At 69.3% G+C, this 24,964-nt stretch carries 26 protein-coding genes; 16 read left to right on the forward strand and 10 right to left on the reverse strand.

The genetic code is table 11. The features are described from left to right. Positions 1–27 precede the first annotated feature (27 nt). Complete coding sequence (locus tag LI336_RS19560) at positions 28–204, reverse strand: hypothetical protein (protein WP_227134857.1); 177 nt, start codon at positions 202–204, stop codon at positions 28–30. A gap of 210 nt (positions 205–414) precedes the next feature. Here LI336_RS19560 and LI336_RS19565 point away from each other — a divergent pair, with 210 nt between their 5' ends. From LI336_RS19565 to LI336_RS19575, 3 genes are all read left to right on the forward strand, one after another. Further along, a complete protein-coding gene (locus LI336_RS19565; protein ID WP_227134858.1) occupies positions 415–894 on the forward strand; it encodes a PUA domain-containing protein in 480 nt (159 codons plus the stop codon). Positions 895–978: 84 nt separating this feature from the next. Next, positions 979–1,377: a nascent polypeptide-associated complex protein gene (locus LI336_RS19570; RefSeq protein ID WP_227134859.1), complete on the forward strand. Its 399-nt coding sequence runs from the start codon at positions 979–981 to the stop codon at positions 1,375–1,377. Then, positions 1,374–2,102, forward strand: coding sequence for a tRNA (adenine-N1)-methyltransferase (locus LI336_RS19575; RefSeq protein ID WP_227134860.1), 729 nt, complete (start codon positions 1,374–1,376; stop codon positions 2,100–2,102). The genes LI336_RS19570 and LI336_RS19575 overlap by 4 nt, the downstream gene beginning before the upstream one ends. Positions 2,103–2,147: 45 nt before the next feature. Here the strand turns inward: LI336_RS19575 and LI336_RS19580 are convergent, their stop codons facing one another. Then, positions 2,148–3,530, reverse strand: coding sequence for a hypothetical protein (locus tag LI336_RS19580; RefSeq protein WP_227134861.1), 1,383 nt, complete (start codon positions 3,528–3,530; stop codon positions 2,148–2,150). A 59-nt stretch (positions 3,531–3,589) separates the two neighbouring features. Here LI336_RS19580 and LI336_RS19585 point away from each other — a divergent pair, with 59 nt between their 5' ends. Continuing rightward, positions 3,590–4,150: an NUDIX hydrolase gene (locus LI336_RS19585; RefSeq protein ID WP_227134862.1), complete on the forward strand. Its 561-nt coding sequence runs from the start codon at positions 3,590–3,592 to the stop codon at positions 4,148–4,150. A 1-nt stretch (position 4,151) separates the two neighbouring features. Here the strand turns inward: LI336_RS19585 and LI336_RS19590 are convergent, their stop codons facing one another. After that, entirely contained in the window at positions 4,152–5,528 is a 1,377-nt protein-coding gene (locus LI336_RS19590) for a hypothetical protein (RefSeq protein WP_227134863.1), read from the reverse strand. 90 nt (positions 5,529–5,618) lie between these two features. Then, positions 5,619–6,482, reverse strand: coding sequence for a 3-hydroxyacyl-CoA dehydrogenase family protein (locus LI336_RS19595; protein ID WP_227134864.1), 864 nt, complete (start codon positions 6,480–6,482; stop codon positions 5,619–5,621). Positions 6,483–6,677: 195 nt separating this feature from the next. Between LI336_RS19595 and LI336_RS19600 the strand changes: the two genes are divergently transcribed. From LI336_RS19600 to LI336_RS19610, 3 genes are all read left to right on the forward strand, one after another. Continuing rightward, positions 6,678–7,247: a DUF7409 domain-containing protein gene (locus LI336_RS19600; RefSeq protein ID WP_227134865.1), complete on the forward strand. Its 570-nt coding sequence runs from the start codon at positions 6,678–6,680 to the stop codon at positions 7,245–7,247. A 170-nt stretch (positions 7,248–7,417) separates the two neighbouring features. After that, the gene (locus tag LI336_RS19605) at positions 7,418–8,215 is read left to right on the forward strand and encodes a class I fructose-bisphosphate aldolase (protein ID WP_227134866.1); all 798 of its coding nucleotides are present in this window, start codon (positions 7,418–7,420) and stop codon (positions 8,213–8,215) included. Positions 8,216–8,227: 12 nt separating this feature from the next. Next, positions 8,228–9,118 carry a class 1 fructose-bisphosphatase gene (locus tag LI336_RS19610; protein ID WP_227134867.1) on the forward strand — a complete coding sequence of 297 codons (891 nt, stop codon included), beginning with the start codon at positions 8,228–8,230 and terminating at the stop codon, positions 9,116–9,118. 7 nt (positions 9,119–9,125) lie between these two features. Here the strand turns inward: LI336_RS19610 and LI336_RS19615 are convergent, their stop codons facing one another. Then, the gene (locus LI336_RS19615) at positions 9,126–9,440 is read right to left on the reverse strand and encodes an ArsR/SmtB family transcription factor (RefSeq protein WP_227134868.1); all 315 of its coding nucleotides are present in this window, start codon (positions 9,438–9,440) and stop codon (positions 9,126–9,128) included. A gap of 238 nt (positions 9,441–9,678) precedes the next feature. Between LI336_RS19615 and LI336_RS19620 the strand changes: the two genes are divergently transcribed. From LI336_RS19620 to LI336_RS19630, 3 genes are all read left to right on the forward strand, one after another. Beyond that, entirely contained in the window at positions 9,679–9,975 is a 297-nt protein-coding gene (locus LI336_RS19620) for a hypothetical protein (protein ID WP_227134869.1), read from the forward strand. Between the two features lie 77 nt (positions 9,976–10,052). Continuing rightward, positions 10,053–11,798 carry an acyl-CoA carboxylase subunit beta gene (locus LI336_RS19625; protein ID WP_227134870.1) on the forward strand — a complete coding sequence of 582 codons (1,746 nt, stop codon included), beginning with the start codon at positions 10,053–10,055 and terminating at the stop codon, positions 11,796–11,798. A 100-nt stretch (positions 11,799–11,898) separates the two neighbouring features. Next, positions 11,899–12,507, forward strand: coding sequence for a DUF4382 domain-containing protein (locus LI336_RS19630; RefSeq protein WP_227134871.1), 609 nt, complete (start codon positions 11,899–11,901; stop codon positions 12,505–12,507). Positions 12,508–12,602: 95 nt separating this feature from the next. On the opposite strand, the gene LI336_RS19635 is transcribed toward LI336_RS19630, so the two are convergent. Together LI336_RS19635 and LI336_RS19640 are read right to left on the reverse strand one after the other, a co-directional pair. After that, positions 12,603–13,031: a DoxX family membrane protein gene (locus tag LI336_RS19635; protein ID WP_227134872.1), complete on the reverse strand. Its 429-nt coding sequence runs from the start codon at positions 13,029–13,031 to the stop codon at positions 12,603–12,605. Then, complete coding sequence (locus LI336_RS19640) at positions 13,031–13,543, reverse strand: MaoC family dehydratase (protein WP_227134873.1); 513 nt, start codon at positions 13,541–13,543, stop codon at positions 13,031–13,033. The genes LI336_RS19635 and LI336_RS19640 overlap by 1 nt, the downstream gene beginning before the upstream one ends. Positions 13,544–13,700: 157 nt before the next feature. On the opposite strand from LI336_RS19640, the gene LI336_RS19645 reads away from it, so the two are divergent. Further along, positions 13,701–14,396: a hypothetical protein gene (locus LI336_RS19645; RefSeq protein ID WP_227134874.1), complete on the forward strand. Its 696-nt coding sequence runs from the start codon at positions 13,701–13,703 to the stop codon at positions 14,394–14,396. Positions 14,397–14,484: 88 nt separating this feature from the next. Here LI336_RS19645 and LI336_RS19650 read toward each other — a convergent pair whose 3' ends face one another. Next, positions 14,485–14,742, reverse strand: a complete 258-nt coding sequence (locus LI336_RS19650) for a DUF5789 family protein (RefSeq protein WP_227134875.1) — start codon at positions 14,740–14,742, stop codon at positions 14,485–14,487. Between the two features lie 284 nt (positions 14,743–15,026). Here LI336_RS19650 and gdhB point away from each other — a divergent pair, with 284 nt between their 5' ends. Beyond that, on the forward strand, positions 15,027–16,307 hold the full coding sequence (gene gdhB / locus LI336_RS19655; RefSeq protein WP_227134876.1) for a glutamate dehydrogenase GdhB: 1,281 nt from the start codon (positions 15,027–15,029) through the stop codon (positions 16,305–16,307). A 40-nt stretch (positions 16,308–16,347) separates the two neighbouring features. On the opposite strand, the gene LI336_RS19660 is transcribed toward gdhB, so the two are convergent. Next, a complete protein-coding gene (locus tag LI336_RS19660) occupies positions 16,348–16,506 on the reverse strand; it encodes a hypothetical protein (RefSeq protein ID WP_227134877.1) in 159 nt (52 codons plus the stop codon). A gap of 137 nt (positions 16,507–16,643) precedes the next feature. Between LI336_RS19660 and LI336_RS19665 the strand changes: the two genes are divergently transcribed. From LI336_RS19665 to LI336_RS19675, 3 genes are all read left to right on the forward strand, one after another. Then, positions 16,644–17,531 (forward strand): HpcH/HpaI aldolase/citrate lyase family protein, encoded by an 888-nt coding sequence (locus LI336_RS19665; RefSeq protein WP_227134878.1) that lies wholly within the window; start codon positions 16,644–16,646, stop codon positions 17,529–17,531. 186 nt (positions 17,532–17,717) lie between these two features. Further along, on the forward strand, positions 17,718–18,974 hold the full coding sequence (locus tag LI336_RS19670; RefSeq protein WP_227134879.1) for a Glu/Leu/Phe/Val family dehydrogenase: 1,257 nt from the start codon (positions 17,718–17,720) through the stop codon (positions 18,972–18,974). Positions 18,975–19,102: 128 nt separating this feature from the next. Beyond that, entirely contained in the window at positions 19,103–19,483 is a 381-nt protein-coding gene (locus LI336_RS19675; protein WP_227134880.1) for a hypothetical protein, read from the forward strand. Between the two features lie 49 nt (positions 19,484–19,532). Here the strand turns inward: LI336_RS19675 and LI336_RS19680 are convergent, their stop codons facing one another. Continuing rightward, on the reverse strand, positions 19,533–20,675 hold the full coding sequence (locus LI336_RS19680; protein ID WP_227134881.1) for an acyl-CoA dehydrogenase family protein: 1,143 nt from the start codon (positions 20,673–20,675) through the stop codon (positions 19,533–19,535). Between the two features lie 212 nt (positions 20,676–20,887). Between LI336_RS19680 and LI336_RS19685 the strand changes: the two genes are divergently transcribed. Then, on the forward strand, positions 20,888–24,847 hold the full coding sequence (locus LI336_RS19685) for a DUF4350 domain-containing protein (protein WP_227134882.1): 3,960 nt from the start codon (positions 20,888–20,890) through the stop codon (positions 24,845–24,847). Positions 24,848–24,964 lie beyond the last annotated feature (117 nt).

Below are 24,964 nucleotides of genomic sequence, written 5' to 3' on the forward strand. Positions count from 1 at the left end.
GTTGCGTGCGGCGAGAATGGAGAAGAGTCAGACCGGGCGGCCTTCGCCGGACGTGCCGACGAGGAGTGCGCCCGCTGCCATGGTCAGGGAGGCGACGCCACCGACGAGCATCGGGAGGATGCTGTCCGTCGGGCTGAGTGCGAAGAGCGCAGCCGTGCTCGCGACGAGCAGGAGCGCACCGAGTGCGACTTTCGTTGTATCCATGCGTACACGCCCAATTCCGTTCTCCAAGGTTATATCTTTCTCTCTCGAAAAACCTGGGAAATATGCTACCGCGTGTCATGCAAGACCGGGATGGTCCGTGAACGAACGTGATATTCTCTCGGTCCATGCGAGTCCATCGGTCGTCGGTGAGCTCAGGGACCACCGAGGCGCTTCGACACCCTTTCGGTCCGCACTCGCGAACGACCCAGCATGACCACGGACGCCTTTGCGGACGCCGCCCGCGCCCGCATCGTCGCCGACTACCAGTTCGGCGCCGGCGCCGGCGACGCACTGTTCCCCGCCGACGACGAGTACGACGTGAAACGAACGTCGAGCGGCCGCATCGAGCAGGTCGCCGTCGACGACGACCGCCTCGTCACGCTCGGCACCGACGGCCGGTACACGCTCGGCATCGAAGCCGGCCGCCGCCTCGTCGCCGGCCTCGACGACGACGCGTACCAGGTCGTCGTCGGCGACGAGAGCGAGCCGTTCGTCCGCGACGGCAAGAACGTCTTCGCGAAGTTCGTCGCCGACGCCGACCCACAGATACGGCCCTACGACGAGGTCGCGGTCGTCCACGCCGAGTCCGGTGACGTCCTCGCCGTCGGCCGCGCCGAACTCCCCGCCGACGCCATGCTCGACTTCGACGCCGGCATGGCCGTCCAGGTCCGGGAAGGCGCCGACGAGTAGCGAACTCGACGTGCACCCCTGCGGGTCGCGTGCGTCACGCGACCGTTCGTCACCCTTTTGCTGGTCGGCGCTGGATTCACGGGTATGTTTGGAGGAGGCGGCGGCGGCATGAACCCGCGCAAGATGCAGCAGATGATGAAGCAGATGGGTATCGACGTCGACGAGCTCGACGTCGAGGAGGTCATCATCCGGACCGCGGACGAGGAGCTGTACTTCTCGGACGCGCAGGTGACGAAGATGGACGCTCGCGGCCAGGAGACCTACCAGGTCGTCGGGTCGCCCGACTCTCGCGAGAAGGGCAGCGGTGACGCCGGCGCCATCGAGTCCGGCGACGCGGACGACGACGCCGGCGATGCGGGCATCCCGGACGACGACGTGGAGCTCGTCGCGATGCGTGCCGGCGTCCCCGAGGACCAGGCCCGCGAGGCCCTGGAGGCGAACGACGGCGACCTCGCCGCGGCCGTCTCCGAGCTCGAAGAGTGAGCGTCCTCCTCGTCCACGAGGACCGCGAGTACCTCCGCGCTCCCGGGGACGAACTCCACACGGACCTCGGCGTGCTCGACGTCCCCGAGGACGTCGAACACGGCGACGTCCTGGAGACGCATCTCGGCGAGACGTTCACGGTGCGTCCGCTCCGCGGCCCGGACCTCTTCGAGCACTTCGAGCGGACGGGTGCGCCGATGATGCCGCGCGACGTCGGCCTCGTCGTCGGGAACACCGGGGTCGCGGCGGGCGACCGCGTGCTCGACGCCGGCACCGGGACGGGCGTCCTGTCGGCGTACCTCGGTCGGATGGACGCGAACGTGACGACGTACGAGCGCGACCCGGAGTTCGCCGACGTCGCCCGCGAGAACATGCGGCTCGCTGGCGTCGACGACGTCGTCGACGTCCGCACCGGCGACCTCACCGAGGAACTGGACGAGCACGCCGACGAGTCCTACGACGTCCTCACGCTCGATACCGGCGACGCCGCCGAGGTCGTCGCACGCGCACCCGAGCTACTCCGCTATGGCGGGTTCGTCGCGGTGTACTCGCCGTTCGTCGAGCAGACCCGCGAGGCCGTCGAAGCTGCTCGGGAGGCGGGCCTGCAGGACGTCCGCACGCAGGAGACCATCCAGCGACCGATGGACTTCGACGACCGCGGCAGTCGACCCGCGACCGGCGGCGTCGGCCACACCGGCTACCTGACGTTCGCACGGAAGTACTGATCCTCGCGAGACCGGGCCGCCAAGGAGTCCGGCGAACCCCTCGATTCAGACCGTCTGCGTTCGTTCGACGACGCGCTCGCCAGTCACTTGCTTGCCGGCGCCGATGCGGTACGCGGCGACGCCGACGAGTGCGGCGACGAGCGCGATGGGCGTGAGGAGGAACGCGACGAACCCTGGTCCGAACCCACCGATCGGCGTCGCCGGGAGGACGGCGAGGACGGGCGTGACGAGGACGAGCGCGGTGACGGCGGCGACGGGCCAGCCGACCCGCCCGTCGTAGACGCCGACGAGGTAGAACCCGCCGACGGTGACGGTGAACGTCGCGGCGAGTTGCGTGAGGAACGACCCGGAGAGGGCGGTGGCGACGACGCCGCCGACGCCCACGGTCCCGGCGACCCGGAGCGCGGCCTCGCGGAGGTTCGCGACCGCGGGAGCGCGCGCCGTGAGCGCGCCGAACGCGGCGATACCGGCGGGGAGTGCTAACAGTTCGAGGTTCCGGTCGGTGAGCGGCCCGTAGCCGTCCAGGAGCGTGTAGACGACGCCGACGACGACGACGACCGTCCCGGTGACCGCCAGCCAGCGGCCGTCTCGCGCCGGGTTCGAACTGCCGTCGAGGACGAACAGGCACGCGGCGAGCGTCGCGGCGAGGAGGATGGCGCTCGGACCGCCGGCGGCGAGCGCGTCGGCGAGCATCTGCGGGCCGACGGCGAGCGCGACCCCGAGCTCGCCTGCCGCGCTCGCGAGCACGCCCTCGCTGGGTCCGAACGCGACGTACGTCCCCTCCTGGAGGTGCGAGCGGGCGTCGTAGTCGGCGTCGCCCTCCCAGACGACGCGTTCGCCGTCGAGCGAGCCGTTCCCGGTGGCGGCGAGGTCCTCGACGCGGCCGGACCGCGGACGGTTCACGACACGCGGGTCGTCGTCGCCGTAGAGGACGAGGCGGTCCGCGCGCAGGTGGATGCCGATGGAGGACTCGCCGAACAGGGTGACGACGGTCGTCTCGCCCGGGCCCTCGCGGGCCGCGTCCGGGATGGTCCACGCGACGACGAGCTCGTCGTCGGCGAACGACGCCGTGACGTCGCGCGCACCGCGGTCGTCGCCGACGTACCCGTACTCGAACGCGTCGGCGACGACCGCGTCCACCGCGCTCTCGTTCCCGCGGAGCGCGCTCGCGGTGTCGTTCGAGACGGTGACGCGAGCGCGGAACCGCGCGCTGTCGTCGTCCTGTACTCGCATCACGACCTCGCTCCGGACGACGTCGAGCTCGACGCCCGCGTCGTCGCTCGCGTACTCGACGTGGCGCGCACACACCGGACACACCGGCTCGGGCGGCGTGCTCGCCGTCGCTGGCACGACCGCGAGCGGCGCGAGCACCGCGACGACCGCGAGGACCGCGAGCGCGACCGCGACAGCGCGATGGAGGGCGCTCATACCTCCGCGCTCGTCCGGCGACGGTAAGTGTCTTGTCCGGGCGACGCCAGCGCTCACCCATGGTCGAGGACTGGGAGCACGAGGGCGACCGCGAGCGCGTCGCGACGGCCGGGTCGCTGGCGCTCGTCCGCGAGGGCGTCCGGCGGCCGGACGGCGTCCGCGACGAGCACGCGTACGTCGACGCTGGCGACGAGGACACCCCGGAGGCGGTCGCGGTCGTCGCGGTGACGCCCGCCCGCGAGGTGGTGCTCGTCGAGCAGTACCGGCCGACGTTCGGCGAATCGTGCGTCGAGTGCCCCGCCGGCGGCGTCCGCGAGGACGAGTCGTTCGCGGCGGCCGCGAGACGGGAACTCCGCGAGGAGACCGGCTATGATGCGTCCGCGGACGGCATCGACGTCCTCGGGACGTACCGGCCGATGGGCGTCGCCCGGGTGCGGCGCGCGATAGCGGTCGCGACCGACGTCGAACCGACCGCTGCGGGCGCGGACCCGGACGCCGACGAGTTCCTCGACGTCCACGTCGTCGCCCCCGAGGAAGCGATGGCGGTCGCGACCGCGGCGGACGCGACCGGGTGGACGCTCACGCCGCTCTTGCTCGCCGACCGCGCCGGCTACCTGTAGGTCAGTCGGCCGTCGACGCCGAGCGCTCCGCTTCCCCGTTCTGCGCTGTGCCACCGCGACGGCGGCCGAGCGCGAACAGCGGGACGCCGACGAGGGCGACGGCGAGCACCCACGCGAGGCCGAACGGCGGCGCGAAGTTCGACGGCGAGAGCGTCGGGAACGCCAGGCAGACCGGAGCGAGCGCGAACGCGACGGCAACGGCGACCGTCGGGCCCGCCCCGCGCGTCGTCGCCACACCGAGTGCGCCGACGAGGAGGACGGTCGTCGACGCTGCCCAGAGCGCTGCCGTCCCGGCCGCGGCGATCCCGACAGCGAAGACCCCGACCGCGAGCACCGGCAGGAGGTACAGGAAGACGGTCGGGACCCGCGCGAGCGGTCGCCGTCCGCGCCGACTAGCGAGCGCGAGCGCAGCGGTGACGAGCGCGGCGACGACGACCCCTGGAACCACCGCGAGCAACGTCACCCCGAGGCCGCCGAAGCTGAACCACGCGAGCGCCATGTACGTCGCCGCGAGCGACGCGACAGCGGTGGCGACGTACCCGACCGCGAGCCATGCCGGCGACGACCAGTCGCCGTCTTCGAACCGGTGTGCGACCAGTGCGAACAGCCCCGCGAGGGCAGCGGCCAGTACGCTGGCGAGCCAGGACGTCGACAGCACCCGCGGCACCTCCGTGCTCGCCTCGGCGGTCCAGATGCTCGCCGCCGCGCTCACGTCGCTCGCCGCGCCGGCGTCGGGCGCCCACGCGACGTACCCGCCGTATCCGACGAACAGCGAGTCGTCCATCGGCTCGAACCGTATCGCGTCCCCGCCCCAGCCGTCCGGCGCGCGAACGATCACGTGGTCGTCGGGCCCGAGTACCGTCGCCTGGTCGACCTGGAGGTCGATGCCGCCGACCGTGCCGTTCCGGCGGAACAGGTCCGTGTAGACGACGCCCCCGTAGCCGTCGCGGGTCGCGTCGTCGAGCGCGAACCGGACCGTCACCGTGCGCGCGTCGATGCCCGCGCGAACGCGCTCGACGTCCCGTATCACCGCACTCCCGGCCCAGAGCGAGCGCTCGCTGCGCTCGGGCGTCACGAACGCGTCCCGTGCGACCGCGTCGAGGAGCGTCGCGTTCTCGCGGAAGCGGTCGGCCGCGCGTTCGTCGACGCGAAGGCGAGCGACGCCGGTCGCCGTCCCGTTCGCGTGGAAGTGGAGGGCGAGTTCGCTCCGCTCTACCGTCGCGTTCGCGCCGTGGTCCGCGGCCGCGTCCTCGAACCCGCCGGTGCAGCCACCGCAGAGCGGGACCGGGGGATGTGCGCCGGTGGCCGGCGCGGGGCCGACGACGACGAGCGCGAGGACCGCGACCGCGGCCATCACGGGGACCAACCTGTGAGTCACGACCCTAACCTCTCTGCACTCGGACAAGAAACTACCCCAGGGTGAAACGCCGACTGTAGCGACCGCAGCTCGGTCGTTCCCGGCGTCGACCTACTCGTACTCGTAGAAGCCCGTCCCGGTCTTCTTCCCGAGGTCGCCGGCGTCGACCTTCCGCTTCAGGAGGTACGCGGGCTTGTAGCGGTCGCCGAGTTCCTCGTGCAGCGTCTCGCTCGCGTGCAGGCAGATGTCGAGGCCGATGTGGTCCGCGAGCGTGAGCGGGCCCATCGGGACGTTCGTCCCGAGTTCCATCCCGGTGTCGATGTCCTCCTTCGTCGCGACGCCCTCGTCGAACGCGCGGATGCCCTCGTTGATCCACGGCATCAGGATGCGGTTCGCGACGAACCCCGGCTTGTCGTCCGACTCCCACGTCGTCTTCCCGAGGTCCGCCGCGAACGCGTGCGAGAGCGCCAGGGCCTCGCTGCTGGACTTCTCGCCCTCGACGATCTCGACGCCCTCCATGACGGGGACGGGGTTCATGAAGTGGAGACCGACGACGCGGTCCTCGCTGTCGATGGCGCTCGCGATGGTCGTGATGGAGAGCGTGCTCGTGTTCGTCGCGAGCAGGCACTCGTCGTCGACGACCGCTTCGAGGTCCGTGAAGATGTCCTGCTTCACGTCCATGTCCTCCAGGGCGGCCTCGACGACGACGTCGCAGTCCGCGAGGTCGTCGAGAGCGGTCGTCCCCGAGACCCGGTCGAGGACGGCCGCCTTCTCGTCGGCGTCGATGCTGTCCCGGGCGACGAACCGGTCGAGGCTGTCCTCGATGGTCTCGAACCCGGCGTCGACGAACTCCTGCTCGATGTCGCGCATCGTCACGTCGTAGCCCGCCTGGGCCGCGACCTGCGCGATGCCGCTCCCCATCGTGCCGGCACCGACGACGCCGACGCGCTCCACTTCGTCGAGTGTACGTACCATGTCCGGGGCGTCTCGCGGATTCGCCCTAAGCCTGCCGGTCCCCGCCGCTTCCCGGCCGACTGACCACCAGACGGCGACGCCACGCGTGAGGTTCTCGACCGAGTCCCTGGCGGTGGTCGTCGATTCCTCGCACGTTCGAACCAGTTGGTTGTGCTGAACAAGATTGAAGCCACGTGCGGTCTTGGGTTGGACAACGTGGCCAGCGAGGAGTCCGAGCGCGGGGTGGGCGAGGCAGTGGTGGACCGGACCGCGCTCCCAGGGGTGGACGAGTCGGACGCGAGCGCGATGACCGAGGCGGACATCGCCGCCGTCGACGTCCGCGAACGCGCAGTGAGCTACAGGGACCTGCTCGCGGCGGGCGTCGACGCCGACACGGCGACGGCGCTCCGCCGCGAGTTCAGCCTCCCGTACTCGACGCGGTTCGGCGAGGGCATCGAGGACCGTTCCGCGGACGTCTCGGGGCTCCAGGACGGCGAGCGCGAGTGGGTGGCGGCGAGCGCGAGCGACTGGGAGGAGATGGGCGTTCCCGAGTACGACCCCGTCGAGCGCGAGCCCGCGGACATCTGGGCGGACCGCGACCGACCGACGCCCGTCACCGCCGTCCCCGGCGTCGGGCCCGACGACGCCGATCGACTCGCCGACGTCGGCGTCACCTCCGTCCGCCAGCTCTCGTTCGCGTCCGCGAACACCGTCGCCGACCTGCTCGACGTGAACGTGCTGGCGGTCCGGACGTGGCGGTTCCAGGCGCGCGAACTCGCGGACTGACCCCAAGACCCCTGTTTAAATACTATTAACTACAGCAGTACTCAGTTTCTCTATTCTCGGTTCCAGTGATTCCTGCCGCAAGAAGCCGGCTCCTACCGGTCTGGCAACTATCGCCGCGGTCCGGAACGACCGTCAAACCTTAGTAGTCAGTTTGCGGATTCCCGCATAGAATGCGACCCATCGACGACACCCCGCTCGTGCGCGACGGCAAGATACTCATCCTCGCGATGGACCACGGCCTCGAACACGGCCCCGTCGACTTCGAGCCCGTCCCGGAGACCATCGACCCCGAGCGCGTCTTCGAGGTCGGCACCCACCCCGCCGTCACCGCGATGGCCGTCCAGAAGGGCGTCGCCGAGGCGTACTACCCGAGCTACGCGGACGACGTGAACCTCCTCGCGAAGCTCAACGGCACGTCGAACCTCTGGCGCGGCGAACCCGACAGCGCCGTGAACTGCTCGATGGACTACGCCGCGAACGAACTCGGCGCCGACGCCGTCGGCTTCACGCTCTACGGCGGCTCGAACCACGAGATAGAGATGGCCGAGGAGTTCCGGGACGCCCAGGAGGCCGCGCGCGAGCACGACCTCCCGATGGTGATGTGGTCGTACCCGCGCGGGCAGGGCCTCCGGAGCGACCGCGACCCCGAGACCATCGCGTACGCCGCGCGCCTCGCGCTCGAACTCGGCGCGGACGTCGCGAAGGTCAAGTACCCCGGGACGCCCGAAGCGATGGAGTGGGCGGTCGACGCCGCCGGGAAGACGAAGGTCGTCATGAGCGGTGGGTCCAAGAGCGACGACCACGCGTTCCTCAAGCAGGTCGAGGAGTGCATCGCCGCGGGCGGGAAGGGCCTCGCCGTCGGGCGGAACGTCTTCCAGCGCGACAACCCCGTCCAGATCCTCGACGCGCTCGAGAAGGTCATCTTCGAGGAACAGTCCGCGGAGCAAGCGCTCGACGCCGTCCAGTAGATGCACGCGACGATGGAGACCACGGTCGACGCGATCCTCGACGCCGTCGCCAGCGCCACGCCCGACATCCGCGCGGGCCTCGTCGGTCGACGCAGCTATCAGGACACGGAGAACGAGAGCGGTGAACGCCAGCTCGCCGCGGACGTGTACGCCGACCAGCTCCTCGAGGAACGCCTCGGCGCCATCGACGGCGTCGTCGAGTACGCGAGCGAGGAACGCACGAGCGTGGTCGACGTCGGCGGTACCGACTCTGGCGACTCCGCGGGCGTGGACGCCGCCGCCGAGGGCGCGCTCGCGGTAGCAGTCGACCCGCTCGACGGCTCGTCGAACCTCAAGTCGAACAACGCGATGGGGACCATCCTCGCGGTGTACGACGACTCGATCCCGGCGTCGGGCCGCGAGCTCGTCGCGAGCGCGTTCGTCCTCTACGGCCCCATCACGACGATGACGGTCGCGCGAGACGACGAGGTCACCGAGTACGAGGTCGTCGACGGCGACCGCCGCGTCAGGAACGCCGACGTCACCATCCCGGACGACCCCGTCGTCTACGGGTTCGGCGGCCGCGTCCCCGACTGGCACGACGACTTCGACGCGTACGTTCGCGAGGTAGAGCAGGAGCTGAAGCTCCGGTACGGCGGCGCGATGATCGCGGACGTGAACCAGGTCATCGAGTACGGCGGCGTCTTCGCGTACCCCTCGCTGGAGTCGGCGCCCGACGGGAAGCTCCGCCTCCAGTTCGAGGGGAACCCGATCGGGCACATCGTCGAGACCGCGGGCGGTGCGTCGAGCGACGGCACGCAGTCGCTCCTCGACGTCGAGCCGGACGGCGGCGTCCACCAGCGCGTCCCACTGCACGTGGGGAACGACGCACTCGTCGAACGGCTCGAAGCGGCGCTCGCCTGACCCGGCGTCACTCGACGAGTTCCTTCCGGTACGTGACGTCGATGGTGAACCCGCCGTCCTCGAGCTGGAAGCACACCTCCTCGAGGTTCGTCTCGTACTCGCTGTAGTGGTTGCCGTCGGCGTCGATGTGCGTGCGTTCCTCGATGAGGTCGTACTCCTCGAGCGCGTCGAGCCGGCGGTAGATCGTCGGTTCGGACTCGTCGGTGCGTTCGGCGAGCTCCTGGGCCGCCATCGGCTCGACGGACGTCAACGCCAGTATCTTGCGCGCGGTCTCGCGCTCGAACACGTCGAACAGGGTCTCGGCGTCCCACTCACCGGTCACGTCCGGGCCACAGCGACCCGACACTGAAAAAGGCTCAGCCAAGCGGCGTCGACGGCCTCGGGCTCGCGGCCGCGGATTCACGGAACGAGAACGCGCGCCAGCAGCGAATCGACGCGCTCGTCGTGTCGACGTCGACGAACCACTGCGAGACGGCCCGAGAGGCCCGGGGACGGAACTTCACGGAACACAGTCCTGCCCGGACTCATACCGGGCTGGCGCCACGAGCACGAGGCACACGATGGCGCAAGTGCACGAACACCAGGACTCGACCGAGTCCATCGACCGCTCGCTCGACCGTGAGACGCTCGGCGCGCTGCTCGTCAGACACCCGTGGGCCGTCCGCTTCCTCGTCCTCGAGACCGCCCTGCTCTCGCTCGCCGGCGTCATCCCGTTCGTCGGCGCGTCCCCCATGTACTACGTCGCGTTCGGGATGTTGGTGTCGCTCGCAGTGCTCGCCGCCCTCGTCGCCGCCGTCCTCGCGCTCGGGGAGGCCATCAAGCGCGCGCGACGTGCTCTCCGGTATCGGACCGTCTGAGCGAACGTGGTCGGGCGGCGAGAGTCGCCGCGACCGAAAGGGAAACCTTTCTCTCACCGCCGCGAGCAATCCCGGGCATGAAGGTCCGAATCAGCGACGGGGCGACCGAGGAGGAAGCCTCGGCCATCGCCGGCGCGCTCGCCGAACGCTTCGGCGACGACGTCGAGGTGTTCGTCGGCGACGCAGACGAGCCCGCGGCAGTCGAGGAGGCACCCGAGGACGCGACCGCGGAGACGCCCGCGGACGCCGGCGAGGTCGCCGCCGCCGTCGAGGACGAACTCGGCCCGACCGACCGCGAGGACGCCCTCTGGACGGAGATCGAGGAGATCCTCGAGGGCGGCCCGGAGAAGTACAAGGACCGCCTCTCCGAGCAGGGGAAGCTGTTCGTCCGCGACCGCATCGACCTCTGGTTCGGCGACGACGGGATGCTGTTCGAGGACGGGAAGTTCGCGGAGTTCGACAACGAGGACCAGATCCCCGCGGACGGCCTCATCACGGGGGCCGCGGACTTCGAGGGCCGCGACGTTCACTTCATGGCGAACGACTTCACCGTGAAGGCGGGGTCGATGGCGGGGAAGGGCGTCGAGAAGTTCCTCCGCATGCAACAGCGCGCGCTCAAGACCGCCAAGCCCGTGCTGTACCTGATGGACTCCTCGGGGGGTCGCATCGACCAGCAGACGGGGTTCTTCGCGAACCGCGAGGGCATCGGGAAGTACTACTACAATCACTCGATGCTCTCCGGGCGCGTCCCGCAGGTCTGCGTGCTCTACGGGCCGTGTATCGCCGGCGCAGCGTACACGCCGGTGTTCGCTGACTTCACCGTGATGGTCGAGGGGATGAGCGCGATGGCGATCGCGAGCCCGCGGATGGTGAAGATGGTGACCGGCGAGGATATCTCGATGCAGGACCTCGGTGGCGCGCACGTGCACGCCGAGGAGTCCGGGAGCGCGGACCTCGTCGCCGAGGACGAGGAGCACGCGCGCGAACTCGTCGCCGACCTCGTGAGCTACCTCCCGAACAACAGCGACGAGAAGCCCCCGAAGACCGAGGGCACGCCCCCGAAGAAGTCCCCCAAGGGTATCGACGAAGTGATCCCGCAGGAGCCGAATCGCGGGTACGACATCCGCGACCTCATCGACCGCGTCGTCGACGCGGACTCGTTCTTCGAACTCCAGCCTGACTACGGCGCGGAGATCGTCACGGGCTACGCCAGAATCGACGGCCGCACGGTCGGTATCGTCGCGAACAATCCCGCCCAGCGCGCCGGCGCTATCTTCCCGGACGCGGCGGAGAAGGCCGCGGAGTTCATCTGGAAGTCAGACGCGTTCAACGTCCCGCTGCTGTACCTCGCCGACACGCCCGGGTTCATGGCGGGGTCGGGCGTCGAGAAGGACGCCATCCTCGAGAAGGGCAAGAAGATGATCTACGCGACGTCGTCGGCGACCGTCCCGAAGCAGTGCGTGGTCGTCCGGAAGGCGTACGGCGCGGGCATCTACGCGATGAGCGGACCGGCGTACGACCCCGAGTCCACGATCGCGCTGCCGAGCGGCGAGATCGCGATCATGGGGCCGGAGGCCGCGATCAACGCGGTGTACGCGAACAAGCTGAACGACATCGACGACCCCGAGGAGCGCGCCGAGCGCGAGGCGGAGCTCCGCGAGGAGTACCGCGAGGACATCGACGTGCATCGGATGGCGAGCGAGGTCGTCATCGACGAGATCGTGCCGCCGAGCACGCTCCGGGAGGAGCTCGAGAACCGGTTCGCGTTCTACGAGACCGTCGAGAAGGACCTCCCGGACAAGAAACACGGCACCGTCATCTGACCCGTCCGCACCACGACCAACTTCGGCTGTCGCGTGGTTTCCAGTTACTACCAGAACAACTAGGCCGTGGGTTCACCACGGGCAACCCGTAGGTCCGGGTATGGAACGCAGAACGATGCTCGGAGCGGTTGGTGCGTCGACACTCGCGGCCTTCGGTGGCTGCCTCAGCAGTATCGCCGGCGCCAGCACTGGCACGCTCGCGACGCGCGTCAGCGACCGACCCGGCGACATCGAGGACTTCGAGTCCTGCGTCGTCACCGTCGTCGAACTCGACGTGATGCCCGCTGGCGACGACGCGGAACTGGAGACCATCGACGTCGCGGACGGCGACGTCGACCTGACCGAGGTCAAGGGCGACAGGTCCCAGCTCGTGAACGAGGCCGACCTCGACACGGGCGACTACGACTGGCTGCGCGTGACCATCGACGGTGCCGTCGACGCGACGCTCGCCGACGGCGGCGGCGACGCCGAGGTGAAGGTGCCGAGCGACGGCCTGAAGCTGAACAAGGCCTTCGAGATTCGAGAAGGCGAGACGACGTCGTTCACCGCGGACTTCACGCCGGTGAAGCGAGGGCAGGCCGCCTCCTACAACATCCAGCCGGTCACGCAGGAGGTCACGGTCACCTACGAGGACGAGGCGTCGAGCACCGAGTCGACGACGAACAGCACTGGCTCGTCCACGAACAGCAGCGAGACGACGTCGGCCTGACGGCGGAGCCGTATCCGTCGCCGTCGGACGGACGGTGCGGTCTGGCGACTGCGTCGCGTCGTCTAATCGACGACTTGCGGTGCGAGGTCTCGTTCTCACTCGGCGAGTTCGTCGACGAGGACGACGAGTGCGAGCGCGATGAGGCCGACGTCGCGCGCGAGCACGTCCCCGAACGCGCCAGTCGTCAGCCACACGACCGCGAGGTAGCACGTCGTCGCGGCGAGCGAGACGGTGGCGACGAACGCCGCGAACGCGACGGCGCGGTCCGCGAGCAGTGCCCCGCCGAACGCGAGTTCGAGGTAGCCGTTCGCGAGCATGAACAGCGTCGGCGAGACGACGAGCCACGGCGCGAGCCAGTCCGTGACGTACACCGTCCAGCCCGCGGGGTCGACGAGCTTGTGCGCACCCGCAGCGACGAGCATCGCGCCCAGCCCCCAGCGCGCGAGCGTCGGGGACGACGGAGCAGGTGCCACGGCCTTCCGCGCCAGCGCGCGGACCGCGTCCAGTCGGTCCGAGCGCGTCATCACTCGGCGTGCTCGCGCTTCAGCGACAGGACCGTGCGCTCGAACTCGCACGCGAGCAGTTCCTCGGCACTCCCCGCGTGCTCGTCGTCGGTCGCGTCCACGAGGCGGTCCTCGTCGGCGTCGACGACGAACGCTTCGACGCGCATCGTCACGAGCCCGCGCTCGCCCGAGCTCGTCTCGCGTTTGTCAGTGACCGTCGACTGCACGCGGATGGTGTCGCCGTGGAACACCGGGTTCGGGTGCTCGACGTCGTCGTAACTGAGGTTCGCGACGATCGTGCCGTCGGTGGTCTCGGGGATGGTGATGCCGACCGCGAGCGACATCGTGTAGAGGCCGTTCACGAGGCGCTGCCCGAACTGGGTGTCGGCGGTGAAGTCCTCGTCGAGGTGCAGCGGCTGCTGGTTCATGGTCATGTCGCAGAACCGCTGGTTGTCGCTCTCGGAGACCGTACGGCGGCGTCGATGCTCGATGGTCTGGCCCTCCTCGAACTCCTCGTAGTACAGTCCCGGCATACGAGGACGAGCGACCACCGCAGCCAAGTACGATTCGGTTTCTCGAACGACCCACCCCGTCGGCGAGCACCGGCGGGATCGACGATCCGGGCGGAGACCCATTGACGTAGGTCGGTTGCTTACCGTGGCCAGGCGATTCGGTCGGGACGTAGAACGCATGAACGTCGCCACAGGAACGCTCTCGAAGACTGCGCTCGCATTGGTCCTCGCGCTGTCGGTCGTCGCCGGGACGGCCGCCGCCGCGAGCGACGCATCCATCGACGCCGGTAGCGCCGAGCCCGGCGTCACCACGACGCACGCCGTGACGGTCACGGTCGGTGCTGACTCCGCCGGCTCGTGGAACAGCCTCGCGGTGAACTACTCCGGCACCGGCGCCGACCTCGGGAACGTCGGGCAGGGCGACGTCGCGAAGATCGGTATCGACCGCGGCGACGACGCCACCGGCACGACCGTCGACGTGAACGTCTCGGACGACCTCTCGTCGGTCTCGGCGGCGAACAACGGGGAGACGCTCCGCGTCGGCCTCGGCGGTAGCTACGAACTGAACGAGGGCGACGAGGTCGTCGTCGTCTACGAGGACGCGGTCAACCCCGCGGAGAGCGGGGAGTTCGACGTCGGGATGGACGTGAACTACCAGTCCAGCGGTGGCGAAGCGGCGACGACGCTTCCGGTCGGCTCGACGGACGACGACGCGAGCACGACCGAGATGGACGACTCCACGGAGATGGACGACGGTGACGCCGAGGACGGCGAGTCGACGACGGACGCCTCCGGCGGGTCGCCCGGGTTCGGCGTCGCCGCTGTCGCGGCAGCCGTCGCCGGTCTCGCGCTCGTCGCACGCACGCGGAACTGACGCGCGCACCTGAGCGCTCGCGTCGCCGCACGCTTCTCGTCGCCGACGGCTCCACGCGTGCGCCCCTACTCGGAGAACGCGTGCTTGGCTAGCCGTCGCCTTCCGACTGGTAGGGTTCGCCGACGGCTTCCCGGGGGAGGAACGCGAAGACCTCGCTCGCGAGCTCGCTGGCGCTCTCGAAGTGCGTGACGCTCGAATCGCTGAGGACCTCCTCGACCGTTACCTCGCCGTCGGCGAGCTGGAGCCGTAGCTCGCCGTAGCTGTCGAGGACGTCGTCCCGGTCGGTCGGATAGTCGATGTCGTCGATGGCCGCATCCAGTTCGCTGAGTTTGACGCTATCTCGCATACTATCTATACGCTCCCGACCGACTTAGCCATGCGTGGCCTTCTCAACCAGGGACGGAGGCCGGAGGTGGCGTGGTACCAGTCCACGATGGCAGATACTGGCACGACCCGAATCCTTATCACAAGGGTTAACTCGGAGAGCGGGGTAGCCCGATGCGATGCCCGGCGTCGCACCAGACGCGTATCCGACGCCGGCAGTTCTCGGCGCGGCGTGTGCGAACCCTTCGCATGGCAGGTCGGTCGGTTACCGTTCCGGAGCACGCACGCCGCGCCAGAGGTGACCACATGGCCACAGCCACCGATACCAAACCCGACGACACCGACGAAGAGACCGCCCTCGAAACAGCGCGCCGCCAGCTCGCACGCGCCGCCGCGCACCTCGACGTGGACGACGGCGTCATCGAACGCCTCGAACACCCCGACCGCGTCCAGCGCGTGAGCGTCCCGCTCGAACGCGACGACGGCTCCTGGGAGGTGTACACGGGCTACCGCGCACAGCACGACAGCGTCCGCGGCCCGTTCAAGGGCGGCCTGCGCTTCCACCCCGATGTCAGCGAGGACGAGTGCATCGGCCTCTCGATGTGGATGACCTGGAAGTGCGCCGTCATGGACCTGCCCTTCGGCGGCGGGAAGGGCGGCATCGTCGTCGACCCGAAGGACCTCAGCGAGGACGAGGTCGAACGCCTCACGCGCCGGTTCGCGGAGGAACTCCGGGACTCCATCGGCCCGAACCACGACATCCCCGCGCCCGACATGGGCACCGGCCCCCAGGAGATGGCGTGGTTCATGGACGCGTACTCGATGCAGGAAGGCGAGACGACGCCCGGCGTCGTCACCGGGAAACCCCCCGTCGTCGGCGGGAGCTACGGCCGCGAGAAGGCGCCCGGTCGCTCCGTCGGCATCGTCGCGAAGGAAGCGATCGAGTACTACGACTACGACCTCGACGACGTCACCGTCGCCGTCCAGGGCTTCGGGAGCGTCGGCGCGAACGCCGCGCGGTACCTCGACGACCGCGGCGCGGACGTCGTCGCCGTCAGCGACGTCGACGGTGCCATCTACGACCCCGACGGGCTCGACACGCGCGACGTCCAGGACCACGACGAACGCCCCGGGATGGTCTCCGGCTACGGGAACGCCGAGTCGCTCGAGAACGCCGAACTGCTCGAACTCGACGTCGACGTCCTCATCCCGGCCGCCGTCGGGAACGTCATCACCGCCGACAACGTCAACGACGTCCGAGCGGACATCGTCGTCGAGGGCGCGAACGGCCCGACGACCAGCGCCGCCGACCGCGTCCTCGAAGAACGCGGCGTCGAGGTCATCCCGGACATCCTCGCGAACGCGGGCGGCGTCACCGTGAGCTACTTCGAGTGGCTGCAGGACATCAACCGCCGGAAGTGGAGCCTCGAACGCGTCAACGAGGAACTGGAGACTGAGATGCTGAAGGCGTGGGACGCGGTGCGCGAGGAGGTCGAGGCCCGGGACTGCACGTGGCGCGACGCCGCGTACGTCGTCGCCCTCTCACGGGTCGCCGACGCGCACGAGGCGCGCGGTCTCTGGCCCTGACCGCGGGTACGCGTCGACCGTCTCCTCGCCGGGGCGACGCTCACTCCTCGTCCGATTCGTCGCCGTCGTCGCCGTCGTCCTCGAGCGCTTCGATACCGGTGAGTCGCACGACGAGCGAGCTGACGCCGCTGACGATGACGTCCCGCGGCCGACTGAGGAGCATGTTGGTCATGACCTCGCGGCGAGAACTGTCGAGCACGTCGTATCGTACCGGCAGCGGACGGATATATCTGCTTGCTCGAACGACACCCGAGCGTCGCTCCCGACGAAGTCGAGTCGACTCGGGGGCGCGTCGAACCGCGGACACTTACGGCGGTCCGCGACGCACGGGGTCGTATGACTCGACGTAGCGTGCTGTTCTCGCCGGGGGACCGACCGGAACTGATGCGGAAGGCGCCCGCGACGGGCGCGGACGTCGTCGTGTTCGACCTCGAGGACGCCGTCGCGCCCGCCCGGAAGCACGAGGCGCGCGAGGCGGTCGCGGCCGTCCTCACGGACGAGGCGTTCGACCCGGACTGCGAGGTGTGCGTGCGCGTCAACCCCGTCGCTGACGACGACGCTGCGAGCGGGACGGACGCGGACGTTGCGACCGCCGAAGCCGACGTGGACGCGCTCGAACCGCACCTCGAGGACGCGCGACTGGACGCGTTCATGCTCCCGAAGTGCGCGAGCGGCGACGACGTCCGGAGCTTCGACTACCTCTTCCCGCGCGAGACCCCGCCCGTGCTCGCGCTCGTCGAGAGTGCGAGCGGCGTGCTGCACGCCGAATCCATCGGGAACGCGGACGGCACCGACGCGCTCGTCTTCGGCGCCGAGGACCTCTCCGCGGACGTCGGCGCCACCCGAACGAGCGACGGGACCGAGGTGCTGTACGCCCGCGAGCACGTCGTGCTCGCCGCCGCGAGCGCCGACGTGGACGCCATCGACACCGTCTACACGGACTTCTCGGACACCGAAGGCCTCCGCGAGGAGACCGCGTTCGCCATCCAGCTGGGATACGACGGGAAGATGGCCATCCATCCCTCGCAGGTCGACCCCATCAACGACGCGTTCACGCCCGACGCCGAGGACGTCGACTGGGCCGAGCGCGTCCTGGACGCGAAAGCCGACGCGGACGCCGAGGGCCGCGGCGTCTTCCAGGTTGACGGCGAGATGATCGACGCGCCGCTCGTCGCACAGGCCCAACGCATCGTCGACCGCGCTCGCGCCGCCGACGACGACTAAGCACGGGCGCCCGCGCCGCCGAAGACGCCCGAACGCGGACTCGCCGGCGGACCATCCGGTGAACCCGGCAATCCACGACCCAATCGTGCTAGCACGACTCATATAAGGAGCCTTCATTGGCTATAAGTCGTATTCAGTCCTATAATTCCGCCACGCTTAACCCGGGGCTTCGAGTTTCTTCACTCGATGACCCAAGAAGCGAACCCCTTCGAGAGCCTCCAGGAGCAGATCGACGACGCGGCGGCGTACATCGACGCCGGCGACGACGTCATCGACCGCCTGAAGCACCCCGAGCGCGTCCTCGAGACGAACCTCACCGTCGACATGGACGACGGGACCACGGGTCGCTTCAAGGCGTTCCGATCGCAGTTCAACGGCGACCGCGGCCCCTACAAGGGCGGTATCCGCTACCACCCGGGCGTCAACCGCGACGAGGTCAAGGCGCTCTCGGGCTGGATGGTCTACAAGTGCGCGACCGTCGGCATCCCCTACGGCGGCGGGAAGGGCGGCATCGTCATCGACCCGAGCGAGCACTCCGCGGGCGAGGTCGAGCGCGTCACGCGAGCGTTCGCGAAGGAACTCCGTCCGTTCGTCGGCGAGGACGAGGACATCCCCGCGCCCGACGTGAACACGGGCCAGCGCGAGATGAACTGGATCAAGGACACGTACGAGACGCTCGAAGGGAAGACCGAGCCGGGCGTCGTCACCGGGAAGGCCATCGAGTCCGGCGGGAGCGAGGGGCGCGTCGAGGCGACGGGTCGCTCGACGATGCTCGCCGCGCGCGAGGTCTTCGACTACCTCGGCCGCGACATCAGCGACGCGACGGTCGCCGTGCAGGGCTACGGGAACGCCGGCTGGATCGCGGCGAAACTCATCGACGACCTCGGCGCGGACGTCGTCGCCGTCAGCGACTCCTCGGGCGCCATCCACAAGGCAGATGGCTTCGACCCGGTCGCCGTCAAGGACTTCAAGCGCGAGACCGGCTCTGTCGCGGGCTACGAGGATTCCGACGAGGAGTTCACGAACGAGGACCTCCTCACGATGGACGTCGACCTCCTCGTTCCCGCAGCGCTCGAGAACGCCATCGACGAGGAACTCGCCCGCGAGGTCTCCGCGGACGTCATCGTCGAGGCCGCGAACGGCCCGCTCACGCCCGACGCCGACGACGTCCTCACCGAGCGCGACGTCCACGTCGTCCCGGACATCCTCGCGAACGCCGGCGGCGTCACCGTCAGTTACTTCGAGTGGGTCCAGAACCGCCAGCGCTTCTACTGGGACGAGGACCGCGTGAACGACGAACTCGAGACCATCATCGTCAACGCGTTCGAGCGCATGACCGAGGCCTACGAGTCCTTCGACACGCCGAACCTCCGCACGGCGTGTTACGTCAACGCCATCCAGCGCGTCCTCAACGCGTACGAGGACGCCGGCAACTGGCCCTGACTGGGGACTTCGCGGAGGCTCGACGGTTCTCGCTTTCCAGGTTACACGTCCACCAGCGGTTGCCGTGGCTCGCGCGGCGAGCGGTGCATCTGCGTGGATTTATCAGGATTCGGCCGTGACCGTGGAGTATGCCAGCGGACCGCGACGACGACACCGACGCCGGCGACGGACTGAACGCCGCGTGGGGTGGCAGCGGGAGCGGTGATGGGGGCCCACCGCCGCGAGCGGACGAGGCAGCCGCCGACGCTCGCGCGAACGCGCCGGACCCCGAAGACGACCCGCCGCTCGTCGACAAGCTCACCGCGGTCCTCGTCGAACACAAGACCGCGTTCACGGGCGCCGTCCTCCTCTACGGCTTCCTCGTGATGCCCTGGCTGTACAGTAACGGCTACGAGGGGCTCGGACTCGCAGGTGGCGTCGCGATGCTCGGCGGCGTCATCCTCGTCACCGTCGCGAACGCTCAGGCCGCCCGCGAGAACGTCCGCGACGACGAACGCCGCGGATTCTGAGAACAGTCGGTAGCGACGAACGGCGGGGATTCTGTGGAGGGTCGCGCTCTTAGAGGCCGAGTTCGCGGCCGATGACGAGGTGCTGTATCTCGCTGGTGCCCTCGCCGATCTCCATGAGCTTCGCGTCGCGCATGAACCGCTGGGGCGAGAAGTCCTCGGTGTAGCCGTACCCGCCCAGGACCTGCACGGCCTCTTCGGCGACCTTGCGCGCGGCCTCGCTCGCGTCGAGCTTCGCGAGCGAACTGGACTTCGTCACGGACTCGCCCTGGTCGTACTGCCACGCGGACTTGTGCGTGAGCAGGCGCGCGCGCTCGACCTGACGCTCCATGTGCACGATCTTGTCGCGGATGGCGTCGAACTTGCTGATGGGCTTCCCGAACTGCTCGCGTTCCTTGCTGTAGGTCTTCGCGGCCTCGTACGCGCCCTGCGCGAGCCCCGTTGAGATGGCGGCGATACTGATGCGGCCGCCGTCGAGGGTCTTCATCGTCTGCTTCCAGCCCTCGCCCTCCTCGCCGAGCAGGCGGTCCTCGGGGACGCGGACGTCGTCGAGCTGGATCTCGCAGGTCGGGCTCGCGTTCAACCCCATCTTGTCCCAGACCGTCGACACCTCGAACCCGTCGTCGTTCTCCGGGTCGACGATGAACGTCGAGATGCCGTCGTAGCCCGCACCCGGGTCGGTGACGGCCTTCACGAGCACGCTGTTCGCGACGTTCGCGTTCGTGATGAACTGCTTCGTGCCGTTCAGGACGTACTCGTCGCCGTCCTTGACCGCCATCGTGTCCATGTCGCTCGCGTCGCTCCCGCTACCGGGCTCGGTGAGCGCCCACGCGCCCATGCCCTCGCCGGACGCGAGCGGCTCGAGCCACTCCTCCTTCTGCTTGGGGGTGCCGAACAGGTCCAGGGGCTTCGTCCCCAGCGAGGTGTGCGCGACGTACGAGAGTGCGACCGACCCCGAGACGCGACCGAGTTCCTCCGCGACGACCGCGTACATGAGCGTGTCACCACCGAGGCCGCCGTACTCCTCGTCGATGGGGACGCCCATGACGTCGAGGTCGGCGAGCTGGTCGAAGATCTCCTGGGGGAACCGGTGCTCGTCCTCGATATCCTGCGCGATCGGTTCGATCTCCTCGTCGCAGAACCGCCGTACCTCCTCCTGGATCATCTGGTGCTCGGTCGGCAGGTCGAAGTCCATACGCAAACCTTGCACAGACCGAAAATAAAGCCTTCTACACTCGGTCCCGGTTCGCGCCGCGCCGGCCATGATACCGTTTCCGTCGGCGCGAGCGTGGTTCCTCTGGACGCCAGTCGATGCGAACTGATGTCACAGTATATCTCGGTACAACTAGAGTAAATTTACTTCCCGATTTCGCTTGTTTTATTAGAATGTGTGTGGGGTTACACCGTGTGCAACGACGAAACTTCCTCTCGGGGGTCGCTGGCACAGGGGTCGCCAGCGGGCTCGGAGTACTGGGCACAGAACAGGTGCGCGCGGCCGCCGCGACGGTCGACCCGCTCGCGTTCGACTCCACGGCGAGCCTCCTCGACGTGAACGGCGAACCGCTCACCGACGCCTCGCTCGTGCCCGTCTGGGCGGAATCGACCGCGTCGAACACGGACTCGGACGGGAACGGTGACGCGACCACGTATCCCGAGGGAACCGACATCCCGCTCGTCGCCGTCGACGAATCGAGCGCGGGTACGGTCGTCGGTATCGGGTGTCCGCTCGTCCCGAACGACTCGGACTTCAAGGCCGGGAACGAGGAGTTCCTCCTGAACGCGCTCGACGAGACCGTCGGCTCGGGGACCATCCTCTGGGACGACGGCCACGGCCAGTTCTACCAGCTCGACTCCAGCGGGAACGGCGGGAACGGCCCCGGGTTCAAGCAGTTCGAGACGTACGCGGAACGGAACGGGTACAGCCTGGAGTCGACGACGGACGTCGCCGCCGACCTCTCGGGCGCGGACGCGCTCGTCGTCACGCCACCAAGCGAGGCGTTCACCGACGCCGAGAAGACGGCGCTCGTGGACTTCGTCGCGAACGGCGGGACGCTCGTGCTCGTCTCGCAGTCGGACTTCCGCGACTTCGACCAGACCGCGAACTCGAACGCGCTCGCCGCGGCCGTCGACGCCGGGTTCCGCTTCAACGACGACCAGGTCGTCGACGGTTCGAACAACAACGGCGCGGAGTTCGTCCCGCTCACGGCGAACTTCAACACCGCGGACTTCGCGGGGTACTTCGAGAACCGGCCGGGTATCGACGAGGCGAACGCGCTCGACCCGGAGAAGACGTACACGGTCGACGTCGTCGGCGTCTCCGACGGGGACACCGTCGACGTCCAGTTCGACGACGGCCGCGTGGAGTCCATCCGCGTGCTCGGCGTCGACACCGCCGAGAAGAAGGGGAACGGCCAGTACGAGCGCCCCGAGGAGTGGGAGGGCCTCGCCGACCGCGTCGGCCTCACCGACGTCCAGTTCGGGACGACGTGCAGCCTCCTGAACGCCGACGGCGGTCGCCTGCTGGACGACTCGGTCGTCGCCGTCTGGGCGGAGGAGTCCGCGACGAACAAGGACGCGGACGGGAACGGCGACGCGGTCGACTACGGCGAGCACGGCGACATCCCGTTGCTCGCGATCGACGGGAACGTCGTCGCCGTCGGGTCGACGCTCGTCGACGACGACACGCTCCAGTACAACTCGGACCTCCACAACGAGGAACTGCTCCTGAACGTCTGGGACCAGCAACTCGGCGGGTCCGGGACCGTCCTCTGGGACGAGACCCACAACCAGTACAACGACCTCGGCGGGTTCTCGACGTTCGCCGACTACGCGGGCTCGAACGGCTACACGGTCGAGTCCACCAGCGACGTCGCGAACGACCTGTCGGGCGCGGACGCGGTCGTCATCCCGTCGACGAGCGAGTCCTACACCGACGGCGAGCTGTCGGCGCTCGCGGACTTCGCCGCGAACGGCGGCTCGGTGTTCCTCCACGACGTGGCGGACTACGAGGACTACGACGCCACCGACGACCTGAACGCGGTCGCGAGCGCGCTCGACGCGCCGTTCCGGTTCAACGACGACCAGGTCGTCGACGAGTCCTCGAACACGGGCGCACCGTTCCGTCCGGTCACGCGACGGTTCAACCCGGCGTTCGACGTGTTCGCGCCGCGCGAGGGCGTCGGCGCGGACCTCGTCGTCGGCGGCGAGGGCGAACCCGTCTCCCGGCTCGTGTTCGGCGAGGGCGCCGCGCCGCTGCTCGACGCGAACGGCGAACCGATCACCGACGCGTCCTCGGTCGCCGTCTGGGCGGAGTCGCCCGCGGTCGTCCAGGACGGCGACGGGAACGGCGACGCCGTCACGTACCCCGACGGCGAGGACGTCCCGCTCGTCGCGCGCGACGGGAACGTCGTCGGGTTCCCCGCACCCATCGTGGCGGACGGCTACGACGTCGCCGCGGACAACGAGGAGTTCGTCCTGAACGTCTGGAGCGACGTCGTCGGCTCCGGCACCGTCCGCTGGGACGAGAGCCACGGCCAGTTCTACTCGCTCGACAAGTTCAGTGGATTCGCCGCGTACGCCGAGGACAACGGGTTCGAGGTCGAAGCCGGCTCCGCGATTCCGAGCGACACGGGCGACGCGGACGCGCTCGTCGTCACCTCGCCCGGTGCGTTCAGCGAGAGCGAGCTGTCCGCGCTCTCGGACTTCGTCGACGCCGGTGGTGCCGTCTTCCTCCACGACCAGGACGACTACAACGACTACGACCAGACCGGGAACCTCAACGCCATCGCGGACGCGCTCGACCTCGACTTCCGGTTCGGTGACGCGCAGGTCGTCGACGAGGAGAACAACGCCGGCGCGCCGTTCGCGCCCGCGACCACGAACCTGAACGCGAGCGGGTTCGGCGCGTGGTTCGCGAAGCGCCAGGGCGTCGACGACGTCGAGGAGTTCTGGGACGCCGACTACCCCTACCTCGCGTACCACGCCGAACTCGCGACGCAGTTCGCGCGGGACGCGCTCGCCGGCGAGACCGTCGACATCTCCTTCGACCCCGTCGGCAGCGAGTTCAACGGCGGCGTCAAGGACCCGTTCGGTCGCGTGCTCGCGTACATCGAGTACGACGACGGCTCCGGGAGCCGCGACACGCTCTACAACCAGCAACTCGTCGAGGAGGGGTACGCGCGCTCGTACGCGTCCAGCCTCTCGAAGCTCGACGCGTTCCAGGCCGCCGAGGACGCGGCGCGCGACGCCGCGAAGGGCATCTGGACGAACAGCAACCCGAACCTGACGCCGACGGTCCGGAACGACGGCGTCGACGAGGTGTACGTGCCGAAGGCGACGAAGGTCGAGACGACCCGCGGTCGCCTGAACGGTCCGTTCGCGCCCATCCGCGCGAGCCGCGACGCCTCGGCGCCGCGCGCGCCGCTCGCGGGCATCGACCCGAACCACAACCTCGCAGTGCTGGGCGGACTCGTGCTCGACGAGGGCTACGAGCAAGCCGAAGGGTTCGACGAGGACACGAGCGCGTACGACAACTTCGCGTTCGTCGCGAACCTCGTTGACGGCCTCAGCGACCGGCTCGAGGGCCGCGTCCTCGTCGAGGGCGGCCACGGCCAGTTCAACGCGAGCGCGGGCCTGTCCGCGGAGGACGTCGCGTACTTCCAGCGGTACCTCGAAGGGTTCGACGTCGACCTCGCGGGCGTCAACGACGTCACGAGCGACGCGCTCGACGACGCACGCGCCATCCTCGTCTCCACGCCGCTGGCGGACTTCACGGACGCGGAACTCGAAGCGCTGTACGCGTTCGCGGCCGACGGCGGCGCCGTCGTCCTCGCGTCCGGCTCGAACGCGTCGGCCGAGGCCCGCGACCGCCTGAACGCGGTCGCGAACGCGTTCGGGAGCCCGCTCCGACTCTCGGATACCGCCGTCACCGACGCCGCGAACAACCTCGCCGGCGACGAGACGCTCCCGACGACGACGAACTTCGGCCCCGACCCGTGGGGGCTCCGCGAGCCGTTCCACGCGAACGGCGACATGGGCTGCGGGCGCGTCACCACCACCGACAGCGTGAGCGGCGAACTCGCCGGCTGGTACGACGACGACTCGTTCACGTACACGACCGACCTGAGCGACCCTTGCCAGGTCGAGATCGCGCTCGACGGCCCGAGCGACGCCGACTTCGACCTCTACGTCACGCGCACCGGGCACCGACCCACGACCGCGAGTTACGACGCAGCGGGCACCAGCGACTCCAGCACCGAGACCGTCGTCGTCGACGCCGTCACGCCCGACGACGAACTCGGCATCCTCGTCGACGCCTACAGCGGCAGCGGCGAGTACACGCTCACCGTCACCGAGACCGGCGCCTGACGCGGGCATCCACTCGGACCTCTCGCCGGGTCGACGGCTGAGGGAGGCGTCGACCCGGGTCAGTCCGTCGACGGAACCGCAGTCTCGGGATGCACCCCCGGGAGAGTTTTCACTCCC

The organism is Halorubellus salinus (assembly GCF_020567525.1).
Taxonomy (GTDB): domain Archaea; phylum Halobacteriota; class Halobacteria; order Halobacteriales; family Natrialbaceae; genus Halorubellus; species Halorubellus salinus.